Annotated in this window: 25 protein-coding genes, 1 riboswitch and 1 other annotated feature; of the genes, 17 read left to right on the forward strand and 8 right to left on the reverse strand. The window is 26.5% G+C overall.

Annotated elements, in window-relative coordinates; translation table 11 throughout:
• Positions 1 to 439: 439 nt before the first annotated feature.
• A riboswitch (cyclic di-GMP riboswitch) is annotated at positions 440 to 535 on the reverse strand.
• A gap of 260 nt (positions 536 to 795) precedes the next feature.
• From KGF42_RS09880 to KGF42_RS09920, 9 genes are all read left to right on the forward strand, one after another.
• Entirely contained in the window at positions 796 to 975 is a 180-nt protein-coding gene (locus KGF42_RS09880) for an ArsR family transcriptional regulator (RefSeq protein ID WP_285891576.1), read from the forward strand.
• A gap of 214 nt (positions 976 to 1,189) precedes the next feature.
• Positions 1,190 to 2,095 carry a permease gene (locus tag KGF42_RS09885; RefSeq protein WP_227826227.1) on the forward strand — a complete coding sequence of 302 codons (906 nt, stop codon included), beginning with the start codon at positions 1,190 to 1,192 and terminating at the stop codon, positions 2,093 to 2,095.
• Between the two features lie 349 nt (positions 2,096 to 2,444).
• Complete coding sequence (locus KGF42_RS09890; RefSeq protein ID WP_227826228.1) at positions 2,445 to 2,672, forward strand: GNAT family N-acetyltransferase; 228 nt, start codon at positions 2,445 to 2,447, stop codon at positions 2,670 to 2,672.
• 80 nt (positions 2,673 to 2,752) lie between these two features.
• Positions 2,753 to 2,966: a binding site (T-box leader), on the forward strand.
• 256 nt (positions 2,967 to 3,222) lie between these two features.
• A complete protein-coding gene (argC, locus tag KGF42_RS09895) occupies positions 3,223 to 4,254 on the forward strand; it encodes an N-acetyl-gamma-glutamyl-phosphate reductase (protein WP_227826229.1) in 1,032 nt (343 codons plus the stop codon).
• Between the two features lie 41 nt (positions 4,255 to 4,295).
• The gene (argJ, locus tag KGF42_RS09900; RefSeq protein ID WP_227826230.1) at positions 4,296 to 5,513 is read left to right on the forward strand and encodes a bifunctional glutamate N-acetyltransferase/amino-acid acetyltransferase ArgJ; all 1,218 of its coding nucleotides are present in this window, start codon (positions 4,296 to 4,298) and stop codon (positions 5,511 to 5,513) included.
• 14 nt (positions 5,514 to 5,527) lie between these two features.
• A complete protein-coding gene (gene argB, locus KGF42_RS09905) occupies positions 5,528 to 6,379 on the forward strand; it encodes an acetylglutamate kinase (protein WP_227826231.1) in 852 nt (283 codons plus the stop codon).
• Between the two features lie 55 nt (positions 6,380 to 6,434).
• Positions 6,435 to 7,622 carry an aspartate aminotransferase family protein gene (locus tag KGF42_RS09910; protein ID WP_227826232.1) on the forward strand — a complete coding sequence of 396 codons (1,188 nt, stop codon included), beginning with the start codon at positions 6,435 to 6,437 and terminating at the stop codon, positions 7,620 to 7,622.
• Between the two features lie 106 nt (positions 7,623 to 7,728).
• Positions 7,729 to 8,751 carry an ornithine carbamoyltransferase gene (gene argF, locus KGF42_RS09915; protein ID WP_054273990.1) on the forward strand — a complete coding sequence of 341 codons (1,023 nt, stop codon included), beginning with the start codon at positions 7,729 to 7,731 and terminating at the stop codon, positions 8,749 to 8,751.
• A gap of 136 nt (positions 8,752 to 8,887) precedes the next feature.
• Positions 8,888 to 9,505 carry a DUF4878 domain-containing protein gene (locus KGF42_RS09920; RefSeq protein WP_227826233.1) on the forward strand — a complete coding sequence of 206 codons (618 nt, stop codon included), beginning with the start codon at positions 8,888 to 8,890 and terminating at the stop codon, positions 9,503 to 9,505.
• A 218-nt stretch (positions 9,506 to 9,723) separates the two neighbouring features.
• Here the strand turns inward: KGF42_RS09920 and KGF42_RS09925 are convergent, their stop codons facing one another.
• The 6 genes from KGF42_RS09925 to KGF42_RS09950 form a co-directional block, all read right to left on the reverse strand.
• The gene (locus KGF42_RS09925) at positions 9,724 to 10,422 is read right to left on the reverse strand and encodes an aspartate/glutamate racemase family protein (RefSeq protein ID WP_054273988.1); all 699 of its coding nucleotides are present in this window, start codon (positions 10,420 to 10,422) and stop codon (positions 9,724 to 9,726) included.
• Positions 10,423 to 10,559: 137 nt separating this feature from the next.
• On the reverse strand, positions 10,560 to 11,777 hold the full coding sequence (locus tag KGF42_RS09930) for a M20 family metallo-hydrolase (protein WP_227826234.1): 1,218 nt from the start codon (positions 11,775 to 11,777) through the stop codon (positions 10,560 to 10,562).
• A gap of 191 nt (positions 11,778 to 11,968) precedes the next feature.
• Positions 11,969 to 12,382: a GNAT family N-acetyltransferase gene (locus KGF42_RS09935; protein WP_054273986.1), complete on the reverse strand. Its 414-nt coding sequence runs from the start codon at positions 12,380 to 12,382 to the stop codon at positions 11,969 to 11,971.
• Between the two features lie 234 nt (positions 12,383 to 12,616).
• Positions 12,617 to 13,255, reverse strand: a complete 639-nt coding sequence (locus KGF42_RS09940; protein WP_227826235.1) for an ABC-2 transporter permease — start codon at positions 13,253 to 13,255, stop codon at positions 12,617 to 12,619.
• Entirely contained in the window at positions 13,255 to 14,118 is an 864-nt protein-coding gene (locus KGF42_RS09945) for an ABC transporter ATP-binding protein (RefSeq protein ID WP_413927007.1), read from the reverse strand. The genes KGF42_RS09940 and KGF42_RS09945 overlap by 1 nt, the downstream gene beginning before the upstream one ends.
• Complete coding sequence (locus KGF42_RS09950) at positions 14,115 to 14,489, reverse strand: GntR family transcriptional regulator (protein ID WP_227826237.1); 375 nt, start codon at positions 14,487 to 14,489, stop codon at positions 14,115 to 14,117. Before KGF42_RS09950 ends, KGF42_RS09945 begins: the two co-directional genes overlap by 4 nt.
• Positions 14,490 to 14,896: 407 nt before the next feature.
• Here KGF42_RS09950 and KGF42_RS09955 point away from each other — a divergent pair, with 407 nt between their 5' ends.
• The 5 genes from KGF42_RS09955 to KGF42_RS09975 all read left to right on the forward strand — a co-directional run bounded on the left by KGF42_RS09955 (position 14,897) and on the right by KGF42_RS09975 (position 19,679).
• Entirely contained in the window at positions 14,897 to 15,241 is a 345-nt protein-coding gene (locus KGF42_RS09955; RefSeq protein ID WP_227821414.1) for a replication/maintenance protein RepL, read from the forward strand.
• Between the two features lie 16 nt (positions 15,242 to 15,257).
• On the forward strand, positions 15,258 to 15,854 hold the full coding sequence (locus KGF42_RS09960) for a hypothetical protein (protein ID WP_107594860.1): 597 nt from the start codon (positions 15,258 to 15,260) through the stop codon (positions 15,852 to 15,854).
• Positions 15,855 to 15,890: 36 nt separating this feature from the next.
• Positions 15,891 to 18,485: an ATP-dependent chaperone ClpB gene (gene clpB / locus KGF42_RS09965; RefSeq protein ID WP_227821416.1), complete on the forward strand. Its 2,595-nt coding sequence runs from the start codon at positions 15,891 to 15,893 to the stop codon at positions 18,483 to 18,485.
• Between the two features lie 192 nt (positions 18,486 to 18,677).
• Positions 18,678 to 19,148, forward strand: a complete 471-nt coding sequence (locus KGF42_RS09970; RefSeq protein WP_227826238.1) for a methylated-DNA--[protein]-cysteine S-methyltransferase — start codon at positions 18,678 to 18,680, stop codon at positions 19,146 to 19,148.
• Positions 19,149 to 19,538: 390 nt separating this feature from the next.
• Positions 19,539 to 19,679 (forward strand): hypothetical protein, encoded by a 141-nt coding sequence (locus KGF42_RS09975; RefSeq protein WP_065388308.1) that lies wholly within the window; start codon positions 19,539 to 19,541, stop codon positions 19,677 to 19,679.
• On the opposite strand, the gene KGF42_RS09980 is transcribed toward KGF42_RS09975, so the two are convergent.
• A complete protein-coding gene (locus KGF42_RS09980; protein WP_227821418.1) occupies positions 19,676 to 20,047 on the reverse strand; it encodes a helix-turn-helix domain-containing protein in 372 nt (123 codons plus the stop codon). The two genes, KGF42_RS09975 and KGF42_RS09980, sit on opposite strands and share 4 nt — an antisense overlap.
• Positions 20,048 to 20,591: 544 nt before the next feature.
• Between KGF42_RS09980 and KGF42_RS09985 the strand changes: the two genes are divergently transcribed.
• Complete coding sequence (locus KGF42_RS09985; protein ID WP_227821419.1) at positions 20,592 to 20,849, forward strand: hypothetical protein; 258 nt, start codon at positions 20,592 to 20,594, stop codon at positions 20,847 to 20,849.
• A gap of 109 nt (positions 20,850 to 20,958) precedes the next feature.
• Here the strand turns inward: KGF42_RS09985 and KGF42_RS09990 are convergent, their stop codons facing one another.
• A complete protein-coding gene (locus KGF42_RS09990) occupies positions 20,959 to 21,639 on the reverse strand; it encodes a VanZ family protein (RefSeq protein ID WP_227826239.1) in 681 nt (226 codons plus the stop codon).
• A 238-nt stretch (positions 21,640 to 21,877) separates the two neighbouring features.
• Between KGF42_RS09990 and KGF42_RS09995 the strand changes: the two genes are divergently transcribed.
• Both KGF42_RS09995 and ilvD read left to right on the forward strand, forming a co-directional pair.
• Positions 21,878 to 22,177, forward strand: coding sequence for a hypothetical protein (locus tag KGF42_RS09995; protein WP_227821421.1), 300 nt, complete (start codon positions 21,878 to 21,880; stop codon positions 22,175 to 22,177).
• A gap of 305 nt (positions 22,178 to 22,482) precedes the next feature.
• Complete coding sequence (gene ilvD / locus KGF42_RS10000; protein ID WP_227821422.1) at positions 22,483 to 24,138, forward strand: dihydroxy-acid dehydratase; 1,656 nt, start codon at positions 22,483 to 22,485, stop codon at positions 24,136 to 24,138.
• Positions 24,139 to 24,310: the final 172 nt, after the last annotated feature.

A 24,310-nucleotide genomic window follows, 5' to 3' on the forward strand; every position in this document is an offset into this window, starting at 1 on the left:
AAAAGATTTATTTGAAAGGGAATATAAATTTTTCAGTTTTTCAACTAACATTTCAATATTTCTCTTAGAGAGGCCTTTGATGTCATTATTTGATTCTGATATGTAGGTGTTCGTTGTTGATATTTTCCTATTATTTAAATTTTTTATATGGTATTTTGTAAACTATTTTAAACAGAGGAGCGTTCTTTTTAAAGAATGATATAGTGTATAAATCATATAAATTATAAACAGAATAATATCCTTATAATTGTGATTTTCTAATCTAGGAATATATTTTATTTTAGTAAATTTCAAGAATAGAATAAAAAGGAGAGAATAAATAAAGGTACTTATGTTTGTAATTGTCAATATATTATTGTTATAATAAATTTATTGTGTTAAAGGTAGATACTATCATATCCCCCTAAAAAACTTTTATAAAAACAAAAAGAATATATCTTTTGGTAGCTGGCTAACATAACTTATAAAAATTTTACAAGATTTAGTCCCTATAGCTTTGCGTCACTAAATTTCTCTAGTTTTGCCGATTTAGTTTTACTCTACAGTTATATAATACAATAAAATTAACTATCATTCAATATAATTGTTTGAAAATTTAAAAAATTTGAATAAATATAATTGAATTTTTAAATAATTTTAAAGAAATTTTATACTATGTTATAATTATTATAATTAAATTTTTTATTGGTTGTTATATGTTTATGCACAATAAAATTATAATAAATGATGATGTATTTACAATTTATCAGTTGTTAAATAAAGTTTATATTTATATTTTAAAAGAGGTGAAATAAAATGAAGAATCATAATGACATAGAGAAATGTGAATTAGTCTTTAAATCATTGTCAGATAGTATAAGATTAAATATTTTATTAGAATTAAATAAAAAAGAAAGTATATGTGTTTGTGAACTAGTTGAATATTTTGATATGCCACAATCAAAATTATCATATCATTATGTTACTAGATGCTAATTTAGTACTAAAAGAGAGGCAAGGTAAATGAAATTATTATAGTATTAACATGAGTGAATTAGAAAACTTTTTATCAAAAGAACTAATTCTTAAAATTTTTTAAAAAATATACTTGAACACATCAATTTTTTTTGATACAATTCTAATCAACATATCAAAAAAAATTGATGTGTTGTAGTAATTTTATTATTTTTTAGAATAGGAAGGTGAATCTATGATAGAGATTTTTAATAAGTTTATATATTTGTTTACAGAATTAACTATTTTATTTTTAGGAATAAGTTTTTTAATTGGGATTATACAACAAACTATTTCAGAAGAAAAGATAAGAAGTATGTTGAGTACAAAAAATAAATTTTTAGGTTATGTAAATGCATTGATATTAGGGACATTTACACCCTTTTGCTCATGTTCTACAGTACCAGTATTAGTTGGACTGACAAAAGTAAAAGCTCCATTTGGTCCAACTATGACATTTTTATTTACATCACCATTTTTAGACCCAGCTGTAGTAGTTCTTATGTTAGCTCTGTTTGGAGTAAAAATAACAGTCGTATATTCGGCTATAGTATTAATGTTACCATTGATAATAGGAATTTTGCTTGAAAAACTAGGTTTTGAAAAGTATGTAAAAAATGTAGATGTAAAAAAGAGTCAAGAAATAAATTTATATGATGTAAGTTTAAATCTTTCAAGAAAAGAACTAATAAAAAAGTATCTAATTGATTCAGCAAAAGATGCTTTGAAGCTGTATATATCAGTATTACCTTATTTAATAATAGGAGTACTGATTGGTTCTTTAATGTATAATGTTGTGCCACAGGATGTCATAGCTAAATATGTAGGAGACGATAATTTATGGGCTGTTCCAATAGCTGCTATATTAGGTATTCCTCTATATTTAAACTCAACAACAATTTTACCAATAGGAGTAGCACTTTCAAGTACAGGTATAGGGTTAGGTCCTATAATAGCTTTAATTATAGGAGGAACAGGTGCTAGCATACCAGAAATAATTTTATTAAATAAGTTATTCAAAAAACAACTTATAATAACATTTATAGTAGCTACATTTGTAATAGCTATTAGTGCAGGATATTTAGTTCAATTTATTATGTAGTTTAACTAAAAAAGATATTTGTAGGTTTTACTATATACTTTACAAATATCTTTTTTAGGCGTATCATACGATTAAAAGTGAATATGATTATATATAGAAAATAAAAAATAAAATTTTTTGGTTTATATGTTCCTTAATACTTGGTTGTGAATTTGATTTTTATTTTACTATTAAAGATACAAATGAAAAAGTATAATAGGAGGAAATTATTATATGAAAGTAACTTTGTATACAGGAGAGATTAATTTTTTTAAGAGATTTTTAAGATGATGAGCTTGCAAAAAATTATATAGGAGATTTATACTATCTTATATAGGTTTAGTTGATTTTAAAAATGTACTAAATTTTTATGGTGAAATTGAGATTGCTATATGGTTTAGGTGATAATTATAAAAGGCAAGGATATATGACAGAAGCTGTTGAAAAAACATGTGATTGGGGATTAAGTCAACCAAATGTTTCTTCTGTAATAGCTGAAACAGATATTGAAAATATTGCTTCACAAAATGTTTTATTGAGATGTGGATTTAAATTATATCGCAATTTGAATACAAAATGGTGGAAATTAACTATATAGAAAATATTTCCAAAAATTTATAAATTATATTGACAAAGTAAAAAAAATAAACTATTATATAATACAACAAGAAAAGAAATCAAAATCCTGTGAAAAAGAGAGTAGCATAAAAGTAATTGATAGAGAGCTGGGGATGGTGGAAGCCTAGCAATGAACTTTATTGTGAATAGAGCTTTGGAGGAGATTACCAGAATTAATAGTATGGTAATTGGTGAATCTCGCCTTAAGAGATTAGAGTGGGTAAGATTATCTTATCAATTAGAGTGGTAACGCGGGTGTATATTCGTCTCTTGGTCTTTGACCAAGAGGCTTTTTTAATTTTAAATATGCATTTGTAGATACTTTTTAATTTGATTTGCAAGGATTATTATAATTTTGCCAATAAGAGTGGTACCGCGGAAATTCGCCTCTTAGCATTTATAATGCTAAGGGGCTTTTTGTTTTAGTTAGAAGATTTTAATCTATGTATTATCAAATGATTATTATATGAAAAAAAGAGTGAAAAAATATAATTTTGATATTATTTGAATATAAAAATGGAGGGAATAAAATGAGTAAAATAAAAGCTGGGATTATTGGAGCAACTGGATATGTGGGAGTAGAATTGCTGAGATTATTAATAAATCATGATAAAGTCGAAGTGACAGCAATAGGGTCGAATTCATATGTGGGAAAAGATATAGTTGATATATACCCGAGTATAGGCTATAAAAATAGCATGATATGTATAGAAAATGAAAAAGTTATTGATATGTGTGATGTTGTGTTTACTGCTCTTCCACATGGAGTTAGCGAAAAGCTTGCAATAAAAGCAATTGAATCAAAAAAGAAAGTTATAGATTTAGGTGCTGATTTTAGAATAAAAGATGAAGAAACATATAATAAATGGTATGGAGTATCTTTTATAGATGAAATCTTACACAAAAAAGCTGTATATGGATTAAGTGAAATATACAAAGATGATATAAAAGATGCAGATATAATTGCAAATCCTGGGTGTTATCCTACTAGTATTTCTTTACCATTGATACCATTATTAAGTTCTAAATTAATAAAAAATAATATAATAATTGACTCTAAATCAGGGCTTACAGGAGCTGGTAGAGAATTATCAATTAGTAGTCACTTTACTGAAGTTAATGAAAATATAACTGCATATAAGATAGGAAAACATAGACATACTCCAGAAATAGAACAAAATTTAAGTGAAGCCTATAAAGAAAAAGTAAAGGTAGTTTTTACACCAAATCTAATTCCAGTAAATAGAGGAATATTATCAACTATATATTGTATGAAAGAAGATAATATTTCTATAGATTGTATACATAAAAAATTAACTGATTATTATGAAAATAAAGAATTTATAGAAGTTCTTCCATTAGACAAAGTAGCTTCTTTAAAGAATGTTAAGTTCTCAAATAAATGTGTAATATCATTGCATGAGAATGAAGATACATTAATAATCTGTTCAGCTATAGATAATATGATTAAGGGAGCAGCAGGACAAGCTATACAAAACATGAATATAATGTTTGGTATTGATGAAACTACAGGTTTAAAAAATATTGCACCGTCATTTTAGGAATGAAAAAATACTAAACTCATATAAGTAGGAGGAGAAAGATGGAAATTATAAAGGGTGGAGTTACAGTTTCAGAAGGATTTTTTGCCTCAGGAATTCACTGTGGCTTGAGAAAAAATAAAGAAAAAAGAGATTTAGCTTTGGTTTATTCGGATGTTTTGTGTGATGCAGCAGCAGTAGTTACTCAAAATAAAGTAAAAGGAAATCCTGTTTATGTAACACAAGAACATATTAAAAATGGAAAAGCACAAGCTATCATAGTAAATAGTGCTAATGCTAATACCTTTAATGGAAAAGAAGGGCTTATAAATGCTTATAAAATGGCTAAATTCACCAGTGAGAAATTAAATATCAAAGAAAATGATGTTTTAGTTGCATCTACAGGTGTTATAGGAAAGCCACTAAATATAGGTTTAATAGAAGAAAATATGGATGAGTTGGTAAATAATTTAAGTAAACAAGGTCATATTGGGGCAAGAGAAGCGATTATGACAACTGATATTATAAAAAAAGAAATAGCAGTAGCAATAATGTATGGAGATAAAAAAATAACTATCGGAGGTATGGCAAAAGGTTCGGGTATGATACATCCTAACATGGCAACAACTTTAGGATTTATAACTACAGATGCAAATATTGATGGAACTTTGTTAAAAGAGTCTTTAAAGATTGCTGTAGATAAAAGTTTTAATAGAGTTAGTGTAGATGGAGACACAAGTACTAATGATATGGTCATGATTCTAGCAAATGGAAAAGCAAAAAATGAAAGAATTAACAAAAAAGATGAACATTATCAAGTATTCTTAAGTGCACTTACATATGTTTGCATAGAACTTGCTAAACTTGTTGCTAAAGATGGAGAAGGATGTACAAAACTAATTGAATGCTATATAAATGGAGCATTAAGTGAAGAACATGCAGTAAAATTGGCAAAAACAGTTATATCGTCTTCGTTAGTAAAGACAGCTGTATTTGGAGCTGATGCAAACTGGGGAAGAATACTGTGTGCTTTAGGTTATGCAGGTGAAGAAATAGATATGGAAAAAGTGGATATTATTTTTGAGAGCATGAAGGGATATATTGAAGTATGTAAAAATGGAAATGGATTAGACTTTAATGAAGAAAAAGCAAAAAAAATTCTTGAAGGTGATGAAATAAGTATATTAGTAGATTTAAATATGGGAAATGCTCGAGGAAATGCATGGGGATGTGATTTAAGCTATGATTATGTAAGAATAAATGGAAGTTATAGAAATTAGGAGGAAATACTTTAATGATTAATATAGAAAAAGCAAATACACTTATAGAGGCTTTACCATATATAGAAAAGCATCAAGGTAAGACTATTGTAGTTAAATATGGTGGAAGTGCAATGAAAAAAGATGGTTTAAAAGAGTCTGTTATGGAAGACCTTGTACTAATGAGTTATGTTGGAATTAATATAGTTTTAGTACATGGTGGAGGCGCAGAGATTAATAAAATGCTTGCTAAAGTAGACATAGAAAGTAAATTTGTAAATGGTCTTAGATATACAGATGAGGAGACCATGGAAATTGTAAAAATGGTACTTGCTGGAAAAATGAATAAAGACTTGGTGAATAAAATAAATACAAAAGGTGGGAAAGCAGTAGGGCTTTGTGGAATAGATAACAACATGCTTTTATGTGACCCATATAAAAATTATGAACTAGGATTTGTTGGAGAAATAAAAAAAGTAAATGTTGAACTTATAGAATCTTGCCTAAAGTCAGGGTATATTTCAGTAATTGCGACTATAGGTGTTGGAGACGATGGAGAAACTTATAATATAAATGGAGATACAGCTGCTTCTGCTATAGCTAAAGAGTTAAATGCAGATAAATTGATACTTCTTACAGATGTGCCAGGTTTATTAAGAGAACCAGATGAAGAAAAATCATTAATAACAGAAGTTATATTAGAAGATGTCGACAAATTATTTGAGGAAGGGATAATTACTGGAGGTATGATACCTAAAATACAGGGGTGTGTAGATGCTTTAAATAATGGAGTAAATAGGGTACACATTTTGGATGGAAGAGTTCCACATTCCATAATAACAGAGTTATTTACTGATAGTGGAATAGGTACATTGATAAGAAAATAAAATTAATAATAAGCAAAATACAATAAAATCATAAGTTTAAGAGGGGATAATAAAAATGAATAATAATAGTACAAGTTCAAAGTGGGATGAATATTTTATAGATACATATAACCAGCCTAATTTTGTTATAGATTATGGTGAAGGAAGTTGTTTTTTTGATACTGATGGCAATAAATATATAGATTTTACGAGTGGATATGGGGTATCTTCTCTTGGATATAGCAATAATATTCTAAAAAATACTCTAAAGGAGCAAGTGGATAAGTTACTGCATACTTCAAATCTATATTTTAATGAGCCAGTATTGTATGCAGGAGAGAAAATAATTAATGCAAGTGGGATGGATAAAGTATATTTTTGTAATTCTGGAACAGAAGCAAATGAAACAGCATTCAAAATAGCAAGAAAGTATAGTAGTGATAAATATGGTGAAGATAGAGGAACAATCATAAGTTTGAAAGATTCTTTTCATGGTAGAACAATGATGTCTTTGATGGCAACTGGTATGGATAAATATCATAAGTATTTTTATCCACTTCCCAAAGGTTTTAAATACATAGAAAGAAATAATATTGAAGATTTTAAAAATAATATTGATTCAACAGTTTGTGCGATAATTCTTGAAGCAATTCAAGGTGAAGGTGGAGTTAATGTTCTTGAAAAGGATTATGTTTTGGAACTAGTAAAAATATGTAAAGAAAAAGACATAGTAGTAATTTTTGATGAAGTTCAATGCGGTATAGGAAGAATTGGTAAACTTTTTGGATATGAATATTTTGATGTAAAACCAGATATAGTTACCATAGCAAAAGGACTGGGAGCAGGAATACCAGTAGGCGGAGTATTAGTAAATAAAAAACTTTCAAAAGTACTAGGAAAAGGAGACCAAGGTACAACTTTTGGTGGTAATTTATTAGCTATGGTGGCAGCTTCAGTTGTATTAGATGAGATATCTAAAGACGGTTTTTATAATGAAGTATTAGAAAAAGGAAATTATATAAGAAAATCTATTGAAGACTTTAATAGTAAAGTTGTACTAAAGACAAAAGGTATTGGTTTAATGATAGGAATTGAAACTAATATCGAATCTAGTATTATAGAAGAGAAAGCTAGAAAAAAAGGATTGCTTATTTTGACTGCTGGTAAAAATGTATTGAGATTTTTACCACCATTAACAATCAGTTATAAAGAAATAGATGAGGCTCTTGAAATCCTAAAAGATATATTACTAGAAATTAATTAAATATTCAAAAAATAATCGATTAAAGATAAGAATCAAAGTAAATAAAAAGTAAAGTGACAACAAATTTAATTGAATTTAAAAAGTTTATAAAAAGGGGCGAATTAATATGAATAATATAAGTTTAAAAGGAAAGAGTTTTTTGACATTAAAGGATTTTACAAAAGAGGAGATTAGATATTTATTAACTTTATCTAGTTATTTAAAAACTAAGAAAAAGGTGGGGATAAAGGGCGATTTGTTACAAGGTAAAAATATAGCTTTATTATTTGAGAAAACATCAACAAGAACTAGATGTTCATTTGAAGTAGCTGCTCATGATGAAGGGGCACACGTAACTTATCTAGGTCCTAATGATTGTCATATGGGCAAAAAAGAGTCTGTATCAGATACAGCAAAAGTTCTAGGAAGATTCTATGATGGGATAGAATTTAGAGGATTTAAACAAGAAACAGTTGAAAGTTTGGCAAAATATTCTGGTGTACCTGTTTGGAATGGGCTAACAGATGAATATCATCCAACACAAATACTTGCAGACTTTTTAACAGTAATTGAAAATGTAGATAAAGATTTGAATAAAGTTAAATTTGTATATGTTGGTGATGCTAGAAACAACATGGGAAACTCATTGATGATAGGATGTGCTAAAATGGGAATTCATTTTATAGCTCTTGCACCTAAGGAGCTTTGGCCAAATGAAAAATTAGTTAAAGAAATGAAAGAAATAGCTAAGAAGTCTAAGGGAGATATAATGCTGACTGAAAATATTGATGATGTTAAAGGTGCAGATGTTATATATACAGATGTATGGGTTTCTATGGGAGAAGAAGAGCAATATGAAACAAGAATAAATCAACTTAAGGATTATCAAGTAAATATGGATATGATAAAGAAAACTGAAAATGAAAATGTTATATTTTTACACTGTCTTCCAGCATTTCACGATTTAGAAACTAAAGTTGCTCAGGAGATTTATGAAAAATTTGGATTATCAGAATTAGAGGTTACAGATGAAGTATTTAATTCAAAACATTCAAAGGTATTTGAAGAAGCTGAAAATAGAATGCATACTATAAAAGCTGTTATGGTTTCTACAATGACTGATGTAAATATGAACAATAATTTAGTATAAATATTCATAGATATTTCTTAGTTTAGGTTTTTCTTTAATAAAAATTCATAAAATATTTTAAATAGATCATTCAAAAACTCTTATTATATGTTAAAATAACTTATGTATCAACAAATTAAGAGGGAGGATTTGAGATATGAAAAAAATTATATTAGCTTTAACAACTTTTTTCTTAGTAATATCTTTAACAGCATGTTCAAGTGCAAAGCCAGAAGATACAATTGATAGTTTTTTTAACAGTGCAAAGAAGTTTGATTTTGAAGGCATGAATAAGGTGATGGAAAATAATGATGAAAAATATAAAGATATATTAAAAGAATTAGAGACAGAAGACCCAAATACACAATATGCTTTAGATTATCTAAAACAGAATGCATCTAAAATCACATATACAATAAAAGACAGTGAGGTTAAAGGTGATAAGGCAACAATCAAAGTAGAATGTAAATTTATAGATTCAACGCCATTACTTCAAGAGATAGTAGCTGAGGCATTTACAAAGATGATTGGTATGAGTTTTTCAGGACAAGACCTAACTGATGAGAAAACAACTGAAATGCTAGTATCTATTATGAAAGAAAAACAAAAAAGTGTTAAAGAGACTTATGTAACAAAAACTGTGGAGTTTGAATGTTCTAAAAAAGATAATAAATGGATAATAAGTTCAGTAAATGATGCAGTAGCTGATGTATTGTTATCTAATCTTGTTACAGCAGGACAAGAATTTTCTAACTCTATGAATGCCCTTGAATAATATTAGCTTAGGTGTAGTAAAGCAATAAATATATGACTATTTTTATAAATAAACATATAAATATTTACGAAGGATACTATTTCTGGTATCCTTTTTATTAATATACTGAAATACATGGTTAATTTCTATATTATTAAGAAACTATGATATATGTTATAAGCTTATACTATTTGATATAAACTTATAACATATATTTTTTATAATATAGTACATGAAATTTATTTAACTAATTTTAGATATTTATTGATAACTGATTCAGCTAAACATTTTGATGAATCAACAATATTTATTGAAGAATATGATTTTTCTAAAACTACATTTAAATCAGTACAAGCTATTACTATATTTTCTATAGATTCGCTTTTAACATCTTCGATAAGTTTATTCCAAATATCGATATTATGTGGATTTTCTTTATCTATTTTTATATTTTGAATAAGAGTGTTTAATTGTGTTTGCCATTCATCTTTAAATATAAATTCATGCCCATTATATATTATACCATTTTGGTAAATTGTAGATTCAAAGGTTGAACTAGTCGAAAAAAGAGTTACTTTTTGCGAGATAGTAGGTAATTTCTTAACTGTTTCTTCTACAATATTTAACAGTGGTATATTAATTGATTCTTTTAATTCTTTAAAATATATGTGTGCTGAATTGCATGGCATTGCAATAAAATTTACACCAGTTGCTTCAAGTTTTTGTAATCCATCAATTATAGTTTCTTTCATAAGTTCATGGTTTATTGGACGGTCAAGATAAAATGGAGTAGGTAATGAATATATCATCATCTTTGGAAATTCATCATCATATTTTGCTCCATATTGAGATTGACATTCATCGATAACTAAATCAATAAAGGGTGCTGTTGACCTTGGACCCATTCCAGCTAAAATACCGATTAATTTTTCATTCATAAAAATTATCCCCTTATATATAAATATATTTATATATAAAATTACGTTTTATAATAGATTATATTATACAATTATATAATATAAATATAAAGTAAATCTTTAGATTATATATTTTAGTATACTTTCTTATATAAAAATTATTTTAAATCAAGATTATCTAGTATTTTTAAAAATATTTTTACAGCAATATCTAAATCCTCTACAGAAACACTTTCATTAGGATTATGACTCACGCCTCCAGCACATCTTATAAATACCATACCAATATCAGTTATATTATCCATTTCCTGAGCATCATGGCCAGCACCACTATAAATATAAAAAGGATTAAGATTTAAATCTATAAAACTTTTTTCTATGATTTTTGTGATTTTATTGGAACATGGTACAGGGATATTTTCAAAAGCAAGTTCACTTGTATAATTAAGTTTTCTATTTTCACATATATGAGATATTTCATTAAATATCTTTTCTACTGAATTATCAAGAATTTCTTGAGAACAAGAACGTACATCAAGAGTAAATTCAGCTCTTTCAGGTACTACATTTGATGAAGACGGATAGAAATTCATCTTTCCGACAGTAGCAACCAAATCATTAGTCGTTTTAGCTAGATTTTCAATTGATAATACACATTCACAAGCACCACATCCAGCATCAAATCTCATATTCATTGGCAGTGTACCAGCATGTCCAGATTTACCATTTACTGATATCTTAAAACTTTTAAATCCTGTAATACTTGATACAATTCCAGCAGGAAGAGCTTCATTTTCTAAGACAGGTCCTTGTTCAATATGAAATTCTAAATATGCATCTATATCTTTTCTAGGATGTAAATTTATTAAGTTTTTAGTATTAAATCCAAATTTTGTTACAGCCTCTTCAAGTGTAATCCCATTTTCATCAACAGATTTAAGCAGTTTTTCTTTAAAAGTACCAGCAAAAACTTTGCTTCCCATTAAAGAAGTTTCAAATCGAGTTCCTTCCTCCTCAGCGAAAGCAACCAGCTTAATATTGAAAGGGTAAGACTTATTATTGTGTTTTGCTTCCTCAAGTCCAATTAGAGGAACTATTATTCCTAGCATACCATCAAATATACCTCCACATTTTACACTATCTTGATGAGATGCAACTACTAATGTAGGAGCATTTGGAAAACTTGATTTATATGTACCTATAACATTTCCAATGTCATCAATTTCAATATCAAGATTCAAATCTCTCATCCATGAACTAATTAAATCAATAGATTTTTTATGTTCTTCAGTTAAGATGAGTCTTGTAAGACCATTTGTTGTTGAACTTATTTTTCCTAATGTTTGTAGATATTCCATACATTTTTTTCCTAGCATATTTACCTCCTAAAGATATAATTTTTTATTTGAGTTAATATTAGCTTTTAAACTTATAATTTATAAACTTTCAAATAGTTTTGTATTTATAATAAAACACTATTTTAGCATTAACAATAATATAAGAATATAAAAGATGTAGAAGAAGAACAGAAGTTTTAAGTTAAAAATATTAAATATGATTTTTATTACTATAGTGTTTTTTTAAAGTAATATCTCTTTCCAGTTATAGGATAATTTTCAAGTGAAAATACCTTATGGTATCCAAATTTCTCATAAAATTTAGGTGCTTGAAAACTGAATGTATCTAAAAAAGCATATTTACAACCTCGTTCTTTAGCAATTTTTTCCGCATTATATAAAAGTTGACTTCCAGTGCCTTTATATCTAAGCTTCTCACTAACCCATAAGTATTTTATAGAAAGCCAATTACCATGAGTAACACCTATAAAACCCGCAATAATTTGGCCTGTTTTATCTCGAATATATATTCCTAAATCCACTGGATTTTTATCTTCAAGTCTAGCAAGATTATATTTTAATAATCCTTGAAAAATAGTATCTTCATCTTGTTTTTCTATTTTTTCTGTAATTTCTAATTCCATATTTGAATTGTCTCCTTGTATAATCTTTTGTATATTGGTATTTTTAACAAAATCAGTTGAAAGAATATAGTTTAACATTATTCTAATAGGCATTTATGCTGATGTCAAACTAAGAATAGTAATAAAATTATAAATACCTAGTAGAGATTAACAACAAAAAATAAAATACTACCAAAATAAATTCGATAATATTTCACTTAAACCACTCAAATACAGAAACATATGTAGCATATTTTATACTTCTTTTTTACTATAGATTTTTGATGATATAAAATATGAAACCACAAATAGAAAAGTAGCAATAAATGGAAGAGAATATGTTAGTGTATTAAATATAATTTCTATAGAAATAGGTGAACTAATATTTTCTAAAATACTTTTAAAAACCAATAAAGCTAGTGTTGGAACTAAAAAGCATAAAATCATTAACAAACGAGCTCTTTCTGTACCAAATTTATAAATAAGTGGTAAAATAAGGCTACCAAAACATATAGAAACTGATAAGGTTAATGCATTGATAAGTAGTGTTTCACTTAATACAAGTGTATTTTTAAAATAACCGATAATGATACTAACTATAAGTGAAACAAGGACACCTATAAAGCTAAATATTAACATAGTTAAATATTTACTTAATACAATATCATTACGTTTAATAGGCATTGTAAGTACATAACTATCCCATTTATTTAAATCATCATATGAAAATGTTGAAACAATCATTGTAGTACATAAAACTATAATAACACCTATAAAGTTATTAACATTTCCATCTCCCAAAGAAGACATAAAGCCAAACATAATGATGAATAAAAGTATAAACTTTACATTTCCTTTCAAATTAAGTAAATCTTTTAAAATTAGACCTTTCATTATTTATCACCTCTCACATAAAATAACATAATTTCTTCTATAGACGTATTATCAACAATACAGTTTGGATGTTTTGATATAAATCTATGTTTATCTTTAAGAAGTACATCATATCCAAATTGACTTTTACGATAATATGAATAATCTTCTTTTGTAAGGTTACCAAAGTCACTAGGTTTACATTTTAAAATTCCCATAGTATCAATTAATTCATCCTTATTTTCACTAAATACAATTTTTCCTTTATGTATAAATGTAATATAGTCTGCTATTTTATCTAAATCGCTTGTAATATGTGAAGATAAAATAATAGAGTGTTCTTCATCTTGTATAAAATCTAAAAATATATCTAGTATTTCTTCACGAACGATAGGGTCAAGTGAACTAGTTGCTTCATCTAGTATTAATAGTTTTGGTTTATGTGATAGGGCTACAGCAATACTAAGTTTCATCTTATTACCCTTTGAAAACTCCTTAATTAGTTTATTGTCTGGTACTCTCAGCTTTTTTAAGTAGTCTTTGAATAATGTGTGACTCCAATTTTTATAGATTTTACTCATGATTTTTGAAACATGGTCAGTATTTAAGTTTTCATGAAAGTTACTTCCCTCAAATACAACACCAATTTGTTCCTTAATTTCTTTTTCATTTTTTTTATTATCAAGACCAAAGATTTCTATATTTCCACTATCATAAGAAATTAAATTTAAAATTGCTTTTAATGTAGTTGTTTTTCCTGCACCATTTTCACCTACAAATCCCATTACACTCCCTTTTGGTACTGAAAAAGATATATCTTGTAGGCTAAAATCCTTATAAGTTTTGTTTAAATTTTTTATAGTTATTGCGTCCATATTTATCATTCTCCTTTATATAATAAAAATAAAATATCTTTTAATTCGTCATATGTAATATCACTACTTTTTGCTGTATCAACTGCTTTTTGTAGGTACTCTTCAATTAAACGAAATTGTTCTTCTTTGACAAAATCCATGTTTTTACTAGATACAAAACTGCCTTTACCAGTAACTGTCTCAATAAATCCGTCTTGTTCTAAATCGCTATATGCTCGTTTTGTAGTAATTACACTTATTCTAAGTTCCTTTGCCAATAGTCTCATACTTGGAAGAGCTGATCCTTCTGATAACTCTCCACCTATAATCATACTTTTAATTTGTGTAGTAATCTGTTCATATATTGGCTTTCCACTCGAATTACTAATAACTATATTCAACAAAGCACCTCCTTAAAGCGTATATATAGTATATATACATTATATAAATATATATATACTATGTCAATTAGTTTTAGAAAAAAAGTAATTGGAAACTTTATACATTTGATAAAAGACTAATTTATTAAATAGATTGAAGTTTTAAAAAAAATTTATAAATATTATTCAAAATACTACCAATAAATTGGAAATGCTAACTTAAAAAAGTATTAAAGTTTAGTTTATAGCTAAATAAAAGTTTAGTTCAATGGTAAACTTTCTGTATTTTCAGTTTTGACATACATATTTTTTTGTAATATATTTATATTATCAATTAGAGATAAGGAGAGTGAGAAGAGATATTTAATTTAGATAAGACATTAAAAAAAGATTTAAATCAGGAATACACAGAAAGTAAAAGTTTAGTTATGAATAAAAGTAAATACATGAATGTTTGCTTTAAGAATTATATTAAAGTAGTAGAAGGAATGTATACTAAGAGAGACTTAATTCCATTAAAATTAATAAACTCTATGGATAAAAATAATAAGATTAGAAAGACGTTACATGAATTATCTTGTGAATTTGAATATCCAAAAACTTCTTTATCTTCATTGTTTACAGAACTTAAAAAAATGGATTTTCTACAAAGAGTGAAAAATGGTGAATATATGATAAATCCACATATAGCATATAAAGGTAGTAGAGCTGATAAAGAAAGTTTATTAGAAGAATATAATCAGATAAAAAGACCTAGTAAGGTTAGTAAATAAGGAAGAAGGTTTTTATATGAGTTTAAAACTTGATAGAAATGTTCTACAGTGGTTTGATTATGTATTTGAGAATGAAAAAACTAGTTTGAGACACTACAATTTTAACTGTACACTAAAAGAAATTAGTTCTGCTAGTTTAAATAAAGTAGCTTTTATATTAGAAAAAAATAACTCTAGGTATTGGAAGCTTTATTTTGAAATACCAGCTGAAGTTACTTTAAAACTTAAACAAAACATTCATCCTTTATTTAGGGAGTATATATACGAACAAGTATCACTGTATAATAATAATCAAATTTACAATTTTGTAAATTCAAGCATATTAAAAGTGTTTAATAATATTGCTATTTATCAATATAATGTTTTAGAAAATATATATACTATTGATTTTAGAAAGAACTTTATAGATAAATGCCAGTATTTATTAATAGGTGAAAAAAGACTTATAGATGAGGATTTATATTTAAGAGCAAAATCAAAAGAAGTATTCGATTTTTTTAACTCAGATGGAACATTTAATTTAACACTGAGTTTCGATATACAAAAAAATGAAAATTTACTTGATAGTCTTTTAGAGCTTAGAAAATCAATAATTATAAATGAGAGAATTTAATTTATTTGGATATAATATTAAAATGGAGGGATTTATATGGACGTAGAAAAAATGACTTTAAGAGTTCAAAAAAGTTTAAATGAGGCTTATAATGAAGCAGTAAAAAATCATAACCAACAAGTAGATGTAATTCATCTTTTCTCAGCACTTATTAATCAAGAGGATGGATTAATACCAAATATAATCGAAAAAATGAATATATCAATTGATTCTTTGAGAAATACTGTAAACTTTGAAATTGATAAGCTACCAAAAGTGTATGGAGAAGGTGCTGACTCACAAGGCGTATCAGCTACTAGAAAAATAAATGAGGTGCTTATAAAGGCAGAGAGCATTTCTAAAGAATTTAAAGATTCATATATAAGTGTAGAGCATGTTATGCTTGCAATGATGGAAACAGAATCAAAATCAGTTGTTGGTAAAATATTAAAGCAATATAATATAAATAAAAATGATTTTTTAAGTGTTTTATCACAAGTGAGAGGTAGTCAAAGAGTAGAAACACAAGACCCAGAAGGAACATATGATGCACTTGCTAGATATGGAACAAACTTAGTAGATTTGGCTAAGAAAAATAAATTAGACCCTGTAATTGGAAGAGATGAAGAAATAAGAAGAATTATAAGAATTTTATCAAGAAGAACTAAAAATAACCCTGTATTAATTGGGGAGCCAGGTGTAGGTAAAACTGCAATTGTTGAAGGATTAGCAGAGAGAATCGTAAGAGGAGACGTACCAGAAGGATTAAAAGATAAAATTGTATTCTCACTTGATATGGGTGCTTTAATTGCTGGTGCAAAATATAGAGGTGAATTTGAAGAAAGATTAAAGGCAGTATTAAAAGAAGTTCAAAGCTCTGATGGAAAAATAATACTATTTATAGATGAGATTCATACTATAGTTGGAGCTGGTAAAACAGAAGGTTCAATGGATGCAGGTAATCTTATCAAGCCTATGCTTGCAAGAGGCGAATTAAACTGTATTGGTGCAACTACTTTTGATGAATACAGAAAGTATATCGAAAAAGATAAAGCACTTGAAAGACGTTTTCAACCTGTAATTGCAGAGGAACCTACTGTTGAAGATACAATATCTATACTTAGAGGTTTGAAAGAAAGATTTGAGATACATCATGGAGTAAGGATTCATGATAATGCTATTGTAGCAGCAGCAAAGCTTTCTCATAGATATATACAAGATAGATTTTTACCAGATAAAGCAATTGATTTAATTGATGAAGCTGGATCTATGATTCGTAGTGAAATAGATTCATTGCCAACAGAACTAGATGTTGTCAGAAGAAAGTTATTTACATTAGAAACTGAAAGAGAAGCTTTACTTAAAGAAAATGATGATAAAAGTAAATCAAGATTGGATGATATTCAAAAAGAAATAGCAGAGTTAAAATCTAAAAATGATGAAATGACAGCAAAATATGAAAAAGAAAAGAGTCAAATATTAGATATTAAAAACTTAAAAGCTCAATTAGATGAAGCTAAAGGTAAAGCTGAAAAGTATGAGAGAGAATATGATTTTAACAAAGCAGCAGAGGTTAAATATGGTGAAATACCTAAATTAGAAGAACAAATAAAACAATACGAAGAAAATATGAAAGATGGTTCTGAAAATTCGCTTTTAAAAGAAGAAGTTACTGAAGAAGAAATATCTAGTATTGTATCAAAGTGGACAGGTATACCAGTAACTAAACTAGTTGAAGGAGAAAGAGAAAAATTACTTAAACTAGAAGATGAACTTCATAAAAGAGTTATTGGACAAGATGAAGCAGTTACAGCTGTTTCAAATGCAGTAATACGTGCAAGAGCAGGGTTAAAAGATGAAAGAAAACCAATTGGTTCATTCATTTTCCTAGGACCTACAGGTGTTGGTAAAACTGAACTTGCAAAAACTCTTGCTAGAAATTTATTTGATAGTGAAGATAATATAATTAGAATTGATATGTCTGAATATATGGAAAAACATGCTGTATCAAGATTGGTTGGACCTCCTCCAGGATATGTGGGATATGAAGAAGGTGGTCAACTTACAGAAGCAGTTAGACGTGCTCCTTATTCTGTAATATTATTTGATGAGATAGAAAAAGCACATGAGGATGTATTTAATATGTTCTTACAGATATTGGATGATGGTAGACTTACTGATAATAAAGGTAAGACTGTAGATTTCAAAAATACTCTTATAATAATGACTTCTAATATAGGAAGTAATTATCTATTAGATGCAGGAGGTAATATAACAGAGACTACTAACAATTTAGTAATGAATGAAATGAAGCATAGATTTAAACCTGAGTTTTTAAATAGAGTAGATGATATTATAATGTTTAAGCCTCTAGACCAAGAAGATATCAAGAAAATTATAGACATATTTATGAAAGATTTAAAAAATAGGTTAAAAGAAAAAGATATTACTATTGAAGTTACAGATTCAGCTAAAGATGTTATGGTTAGAGAAGGTTATGACCCTGTATATGGAGCAAGACCGCTTAAGAGATATATAGGAAATACATTAGAAACTGTAATTGCAAAGAAACTTATTGCTGGAGATGTGTATAATGGATGTACAATAATTATAGATGGAAAAGATGAAAATATTGAAGTTTTAGTTAAATAATAAAAAAATCAGTAGGACAAAATATTTGGTATATTGTGTCCTACTGATTTTTTATTTATAATATCTTTATCATATTTATAGAAATATGTATTTTTAAATATTTGAATTTTTTAATAAATATTAATAAAGTATAGGATATAAAAAAGTAAAATTACTTATATAATTAATGAGTATGAAAGGATATAGTGTCTAATGAAAAACATATTTTACTATGAAACTAAAATTGGAAAAATAGGAATAGCAGAAAAAAATAATTATATTACAAATCTGTTTTTTGGAACATCTAGTTTAGATTATGAAAAATATTTACTCAAAGAAACAAAAGTTATAAAAGAAGCAAGTAAACAGCTAAAAGAATATTTAGATGGAGATAGAAAAGAATTTGATTTACCATTACAGTTGTCAGGTGGTGAGTTTAGTAAAAAGGTCTGGAATGAACTCCGTAAAATTCCATATGGTGAAACAAAAACTTATGTAGAACTAGCAAACATAATTAATAATCCTAAAGCATGTAGGGCAGTGGGAATGGCTAATAGCAAAAATCCTATTTCTATTTTTATACCTTGCCATAGACTTGTTGGTTCCAATGGTAGTTTAAGAGGATATTTAGGAGGAATAAAGGTAAAAGAATATTTATTAAAACTTGAACAAGAAAATAAATAATATGAACATATGGTAAATAAAAGTTTAAAAATAGTAATTTATATATAAAATTTAAATCAATTCTAAAGAATTAAAAGAAAGTTAAATGAATATAAAAAAATTATATGTTTATAAAAAATTTTATAATAAAAATCATCCTAAAAAATATATAAAAATAGAAAAAATATACAAGATTCTACAATAATAGATTTTTTTGTTATTATTACGAGTTTTTTATTGCAACTGTAGAATAAAAGTATTATTATATAATTAAGATAATTATCTAGGAAAATTTTGGATAATCAAAATATATTTTATAAAATAAAAATATAATTATATAAACTTTATTGAAAATTTGTTGGGAATTTCTGACTAACATTAAGAACGTAAGTTTGTTGGGGGATGGTATATGTGGAAAAGTCAAATACTACTGTTACAAAAAAAGAAAAAATTGAAGATATAGGAATGAAATTAGACTATTTATTGAGTGAAGATATTGCTTTTTATGAATTATTACTTGAGATTTTGTATAAAGAGAAAGAAGAGAATTAATTCTCTTCTTTAATGAATCTTTTTAGATAGGCATTATCAATCATTTTTTCTATAGCTTCTCTATCTTCTTTTTCAAGAGAATATATTTTTTCTAAAAGTTTTTTTGTTTTTTCACTTACTGATAAGTTCTCTATGATTAATTTATCTTCTTCGCTTATTTTTGTATTCTCATTTACACCTAATAAATAATCTGTTGATGTTTTCAATGCTTTTGCTAATCTTACTATTATTTCACTTTTAGGTTCTCTTAAATTATTTTCATAACGTGACAAGCTAGCTTCAGTTATACCAACTTTAGTAGCAAGTTCTTTTTGATTTATATCTAATTCTTTTCTCAGATTTGCTATTCTATCTCCTAAACTTTCCATATGTACATCACTCCTTACCGAAATTATAAGTTATTTTGATAAAAAGTAAAATAAAATTACCAAAAATATAAAAAAAAAAGATTAAAATAAGAAAATATATTGAAAATTACCATTTGTATATGTATAATATGAATTATACAAATGGTAATTAATTGAGAGGTGATGTATTGAAAATAAAAACTGAATTAATTCGTAAATATATAAATTGTTGAATGTTTTAACTTAAATATAAACAATATAAAAATATATAAATTTTTGATAATAAAATTACCAAATGTATAAAATAAATCAATAGTATTGATAATTTAATGCTTTAATAAAGATATAATTTAGTTATAATAGATAAAAATACAATTTACTAATAAAGCAAAGTATTATTAAAATAATGTTCTTTAAGATAAGCTTTTATTAGATATACAATTGATAGAGATAATCATATTAAAAAATCGAAATAATAAGTTTAAATATTTAAATAATCTAAAAATCAATCGTAAAATATTATTTCTTAGAAATTAAAATGGATTAAGTAAATGGAGGAATTGATATGGTAATAATTAGGAGTCAAGATAAAACTAATTTAATGCAGGCAAACCGAATTAAAATAGATGATAGGCAAATTTATGTGATATTTGAAAATAGTATTGATACTATAAAAATAGGTGATTATGAAAGTAACACAAGAGCTATGCAAGTGGTGGATAATATACAAAATTTTATTGAAAATGGAACAAAATATGATTATATAACATCTAATAAAATTAGATACAATATCAATAAAATATTTCAAATGCCAACTAAATAGTGAGTGTGTATTTTTATGTTTAAGAACTAAAGCCCTCTTTTATACAGTATGAAAGAGGGCTTTACATATTTATAAGTATGGAAGTATATGTGTTTTATCAGTAGATTATTTAATAAGGTATGATGGACCAATTAAATAATAAGAATTCTCCTAAAACAGCAAGTATTAAATATATAATAGCTTCATTTTTATAAAGAAAGGTAATTTTTTTGCTTATATCATCATCGATTGTAATAGCAATCTCATCTTGAGTAATATTTTTACATATAGATGAAAACATAGAATTTTTCTTTATAAGATTAAATAAATTACTTACACATATCCATAGGAAATATCCTAAAACAGTACCTAATGTATTCATCATTAAATCATCAATATCTGTAGCTCTGAAATTAAATAATTGACAAAATTCAATTGATAATGAAAAACCTAATCCAGTTAATGACACATTGACAATATTTCTAAAATTTTTCCAAATTAAAGGTAGTAAGAATCCCAAAGGCATAAACATAATTATATTTAAAATATAAGTTAAAATACCATTTGAGTTAAATGGTATTAAATTTATTTCATTAATCCTAAAAAGGTTACTATACTTTCCTATATCCCATATGCTCCCAATACCAGCTTTACTAAGTGCTAAGTAAATATATAATAAAAAAATATATACCCATACTAAATATATCACTAAGTTCTTTTGACCTTTCAAATCTTTTCTTTTTATAACTACTATTTGGTATATTAAACATGGTAATATAACACAAAGAAATGAATAAAATGTCCATATCATTTTATTTTTTCTCCTTTCAAAATTTGTATTTTTAGTTCTATAAGTACTATCTTTATATTAAACTTTAAGTTTAAAAAATCTTTTAATAAAATCTTAAAAATTTATTAACTTATAAAAAATATATATAATCAAATTTTCTACAATTATATTTAGATGGATAAAAATTTTATCGTATGTATAAATATTATAAATATATGGAAATAATAATAGTATATTTTGGTAAAGTAGGAGGAATTCTATGAAATGGATTAAATGGTATAGTATTACGTGTATATGTATTTTTACAGTAGTAGCTTTTTATATGTTTATATTTCCTAGTAAAATAGAAACAATTGATACTTCATCTGCTTATAGCCTTATTGAAAAGAAAGTGCCAAATAGTGCTGTATATCAAGGGTATAAAAAGAATCCAGTTAATGGTACTACTACAATTTATTATAACTATAATAATTCAACTCATATAGTTAAATTATCACATCCCGAAGACTATTCAAGGGAGATTAACTGGAATAAAGTTTCAAATATTAGATTTGATTAATTCATAATCTTTATAGACATTTATGTTTTTATGTCAAATATTTTGTAACTTTATTTGTAGTCGAGCACTTTCTATTATAGAAGTGCTTTTTCTGCTTTATATCATAAAAAATATTAATCTATAATTTGTAAAATACACTAAAAAGATAATTACATAATATGATTGTGTAATATATTGATAAAAAATCGTAATAATTTTTTATTAGTATATGCTAATATTTTTTTAGATTTTTCGTAATTAATCAATAGAAAAATATATTATAATAATATTATGAAAATTTTAAAAAGTAAGAGAGAGGTAATATTATGAGAAGTGATATAAAAAAAGGAATAGAAGGAGCTCCAAAGAGAGCGTTAATGTATGGAATGGGTCTTACTAAAGAAGAAATTGAAAGGCCATTAATAGGGATAGTAAATGCACAGAATGAGGTGATTCCTGGACATCTTCATCTTGATGAAATAGCAGAAGCTGTAAAAAATGGAGTGAGAATGAGTGGTGGTTTGCCATTAGAATTTCCTGCTATAGGAGTATGTGATGGTATAGCTATGGGACATGTAGGAATGAATTATTCACTTGCTTCAAGAGAATTAATAGCAGATTCAATAGAAGCTATGGCTATGGCACATGGTTTTGATGCTTTAGTACTTATACCTAATTGTGATAAGATAGTGCCAGGGATGTTAATGGCAGCTGCAAGACTTAATATACCAAGTGTTGTTGTGAGTGGTGGACCTATGCTTCCAGGTAAAAAAAATGGAAAAGTATATGATTTTAATTCTGCAATGGAAGGTGTTGGAGCATGTAAAGATGGAACAATGAGTGAAGAAAAATTAGAAGAATTAGCTATGAACTCTTGTCCTGGATGTGGTTCATGTTCTGGACTTTTTACAGCAAACAGTATGAATTGTTTAACAGAAGCCTTAGGGATGGGTATACCATATAATGGTACTGCTGCATCACATTCTGGAGAAAGAAAAAGAATAGCAAAATATGCAGGTATGTATGTTATGGAGCTACTTAAGAATAACATAAAACCTAGAGATATTTTAACAATAGATGCTTTTAAAAATGCTATAACTGTAGATATGGCAATGGCTGGTTCTACAAATACAGTACTTCATTTACCTGCGATAGCTTATGAATCAGGAATAGAGCTTAACTTAGATTTTTTTGATGAGATAAGTGAAAAAACTCCTTGTTTAACAAAATTAAGTCCAAGTGGAAAACATCATATTGAAGATTTACATATGGCAGGAGGAATACCAGCTATAATGAATGAACTTTCAAAGATAAAAGGAATAAATTTAGACTGTAAAACTGTAACAGGTCATACTATAGGAGAAAATATAAGAAATTGTGAAATAGAAAATGAAGAGGTAATACATACATTAAAAAATCCATATAGTAACCAAGGTGGGCTTGCAATATTGAGGGGAAATCTTGCTATAAATGGAGCTGTTGTAAAAAAGTCAGCAGTTGCAGAAGAAATGTTAGTTCATGAAGGACCAGCAAGAGTTTTTAATTCAGAAGAAGAAGCTGTGAGTGCTATATTTGGTAAAAAAATAAACAAAGGTGATGTTATAGTCATAAGATATGAAGGACCAAAAGGTGGTCCAGGAATGAAAGAAATGTTATCTCCTACATCAGCAGTTGCAGGGATGGGACTTGATAAGCATGTGGCACTTCTTACTGATGGTCGTTTTTCAGGAGCAACTAGAGGAGCATCTATAGGTCATATTTCTCCAGAAGCTATGGAAGGTGGTTTAATTGGAGTAGTTGAAGAAGGAGATGTGATTTCTATAAATATACCAGAAAAAAAATTAGAGTTAAAAGTAAATGAAGTTGAAATAGAAAATAGAAAATTAAAATTTAAACCTTTAGAACCCAAAATAAAACATGGATATTTAAGTAGATATGCTAAACTGGTAACATCAGCAAATACAGGAGCAGTTTTAAAATAGTAGACTATATTTACGAAAATTAGAAAAAGTTAAGTAAATATTAATTGGATACCTTAAGTGTTATAGCACTAATGAGGTATCCTTTTTGTTTTACATAAAAAATATAAATGTTTATATGCAAAATTATTAAAGATATTCTATGTCAGTTTTGTATATGTAAGTAAACATGTAT

Source organism: Clostridioides sp. ZZV15-6383, assembly GCF_020657735.1.
GTDB lineage: Bacteria > Bacillota > Clostridia > Peptostreptococcales > Peptostreptococcaceae > Clostridioides > Clostridioides difficile_D.

Coding starts and splice junctions, on each gene's coding strand:
- argJ (WP_227826230.1), top strand. CDS start 4,296: ATGGAAATTATAAAGGGTGGAGTTACAGTTTCAGAAGGATTTTTTGCC.
- KGF42_RS09985 (WP_227821419.1), top strand. CDS start 20,592: ATGGTAATAATTAGGAGTCAAGATAAAACTAATTTAATGCAGGCAAAC.
- ilvD (WP_227821422.1), top strand. CDS start 22,483: ATGAGAAGTGATATAAAAAAAGGAATAGAAGGAGCTCCAAAGAGAGCG.
- argF (WP_054273990.1), top strand. CDS start 7,729: ATGAATAATATAAGTTTAAAAGGAAAGAGTTTTTTGACATTAAAGGAT.
- KGF42_RS09910 (WP_227826232.1), top strand. CDS start 6,435: ATGAATAATAATAGTACAAGTTCAAAGTGGGATGAATATTTTATAGAT.
- KGF42_RS09930 (WP_227826234.1), bottom strand. CDS start 11,777: ATGCTAGGAAAAAAATGTATGGAATATCTACAAACATTAGGAAAAATA.
- KGF42_RS09940 (WP_227826235.1), bottom strand. CDS start 13,255: ATGAAAGGTCTAATTTTAAAAGATTTACTTAATTTGAAAGGAAATGTA.
- argB (WP_227826231.1), top strand. CDS start 5,528: ATGATTAATATAGAAAAAGCAAATACACTTATAGAGGCTTTACCATAT.
- KGF42_RS09970 (WP_227826238.1), top strand. CDS start 18,678: ATGAAAAACATATTTTACTATGAAACTAAAATTGGAAAAATAGGAATA.
- KGF42_RS09925 (WP_054273988.1), bottom strand. CDS start 10,422: ATGAATGAAAAATTAATCGGTATTTTAGCTGGAATGGGTCCAAGGTCA.
- KGF42_RS09935 (WP_054273986.1), bottom strand. CDS start 12,382: ATGGAATTAGAAATTACAGAAAAAATAGAAAAACAAGATGAAGATACT.
- argC (WP_227826229.1), top strand. CDS start 3,223: ATGAGTAAAATAAAAGCTGGGATTATTGGAGCAACTGGATATGTGGGA.
- KGF42_RS09990 (WP_227826239.1), bottom strand. CDS start 21,639: ATGATATGGACATTTTATTCATTTCTTTGTGTTATATTACCATGTTTA.
- KGF42_RS09920 (WP_227826233.1), top strand. CDS start 8,888: ATGAAAAAAATTATATTAGCTTTAACAACTTTTTTCTTAGTAATATCT.
- KGF42_RS09955 (WP_227821414.1), top strand. CDS start 14,897: ATGAATAAAAGTAAATACATGAATGTTTGCTTTAAGAATTATATTAAA.
- KGF42_RS09960 (WP_107594860.1), top strand. CDS start 15,258: ATGAGTTTAAAACTTGATAGAAATGTTCTACAGTGGTTTGATTATGTA.
- KGF42_RS09885 (WP_227826227.1), top strand. CDS start 1,190: ATGATAGAGATTTTTAATAAGTTTATATATTTGTTTACAGAATTAACT.
- KGF42_RS09980 (WP_227821418.1), bottom strand. CDS start 20,047: ATGGAAAGTTTAGGAGATAGAATAGCAAATCTGAGAAAAGAATTAGAT.
- KGF42_RS09945 (WP_413927007.1), bottom strand. CDS start 14,118: ATGATAAATATGGACGCAATAACTATAAAAAATTTAAACAAAACTTAT.
- KGF42_RS09890 (WP_227826228.1), top strand. CDS start 2,445: ATGGTGAAATTGAGATTGCTATATGGTTTAGGTGATAATTATAAAAGG.
- KGF42_RS09880 (WP_285891576.1), top strand. CDS start 796: ATGAAGAATCATAATGACATAGAGAAATGTGAATTAGTCTTTAAATCA.
- clpB (WP_227821416.1), top strand. CDS start 15,891: ATGGACGTAGAAAAAATGACTTTAAGAGTTCAAAAAAGTTTAAATGAG.
- KGF42_RS09995 (WP_227821421.1), top strand. CDS start 21,878: ATGAAATGGATTAAATGGTATAGTATTACGTGTATATGTATTTTTACA.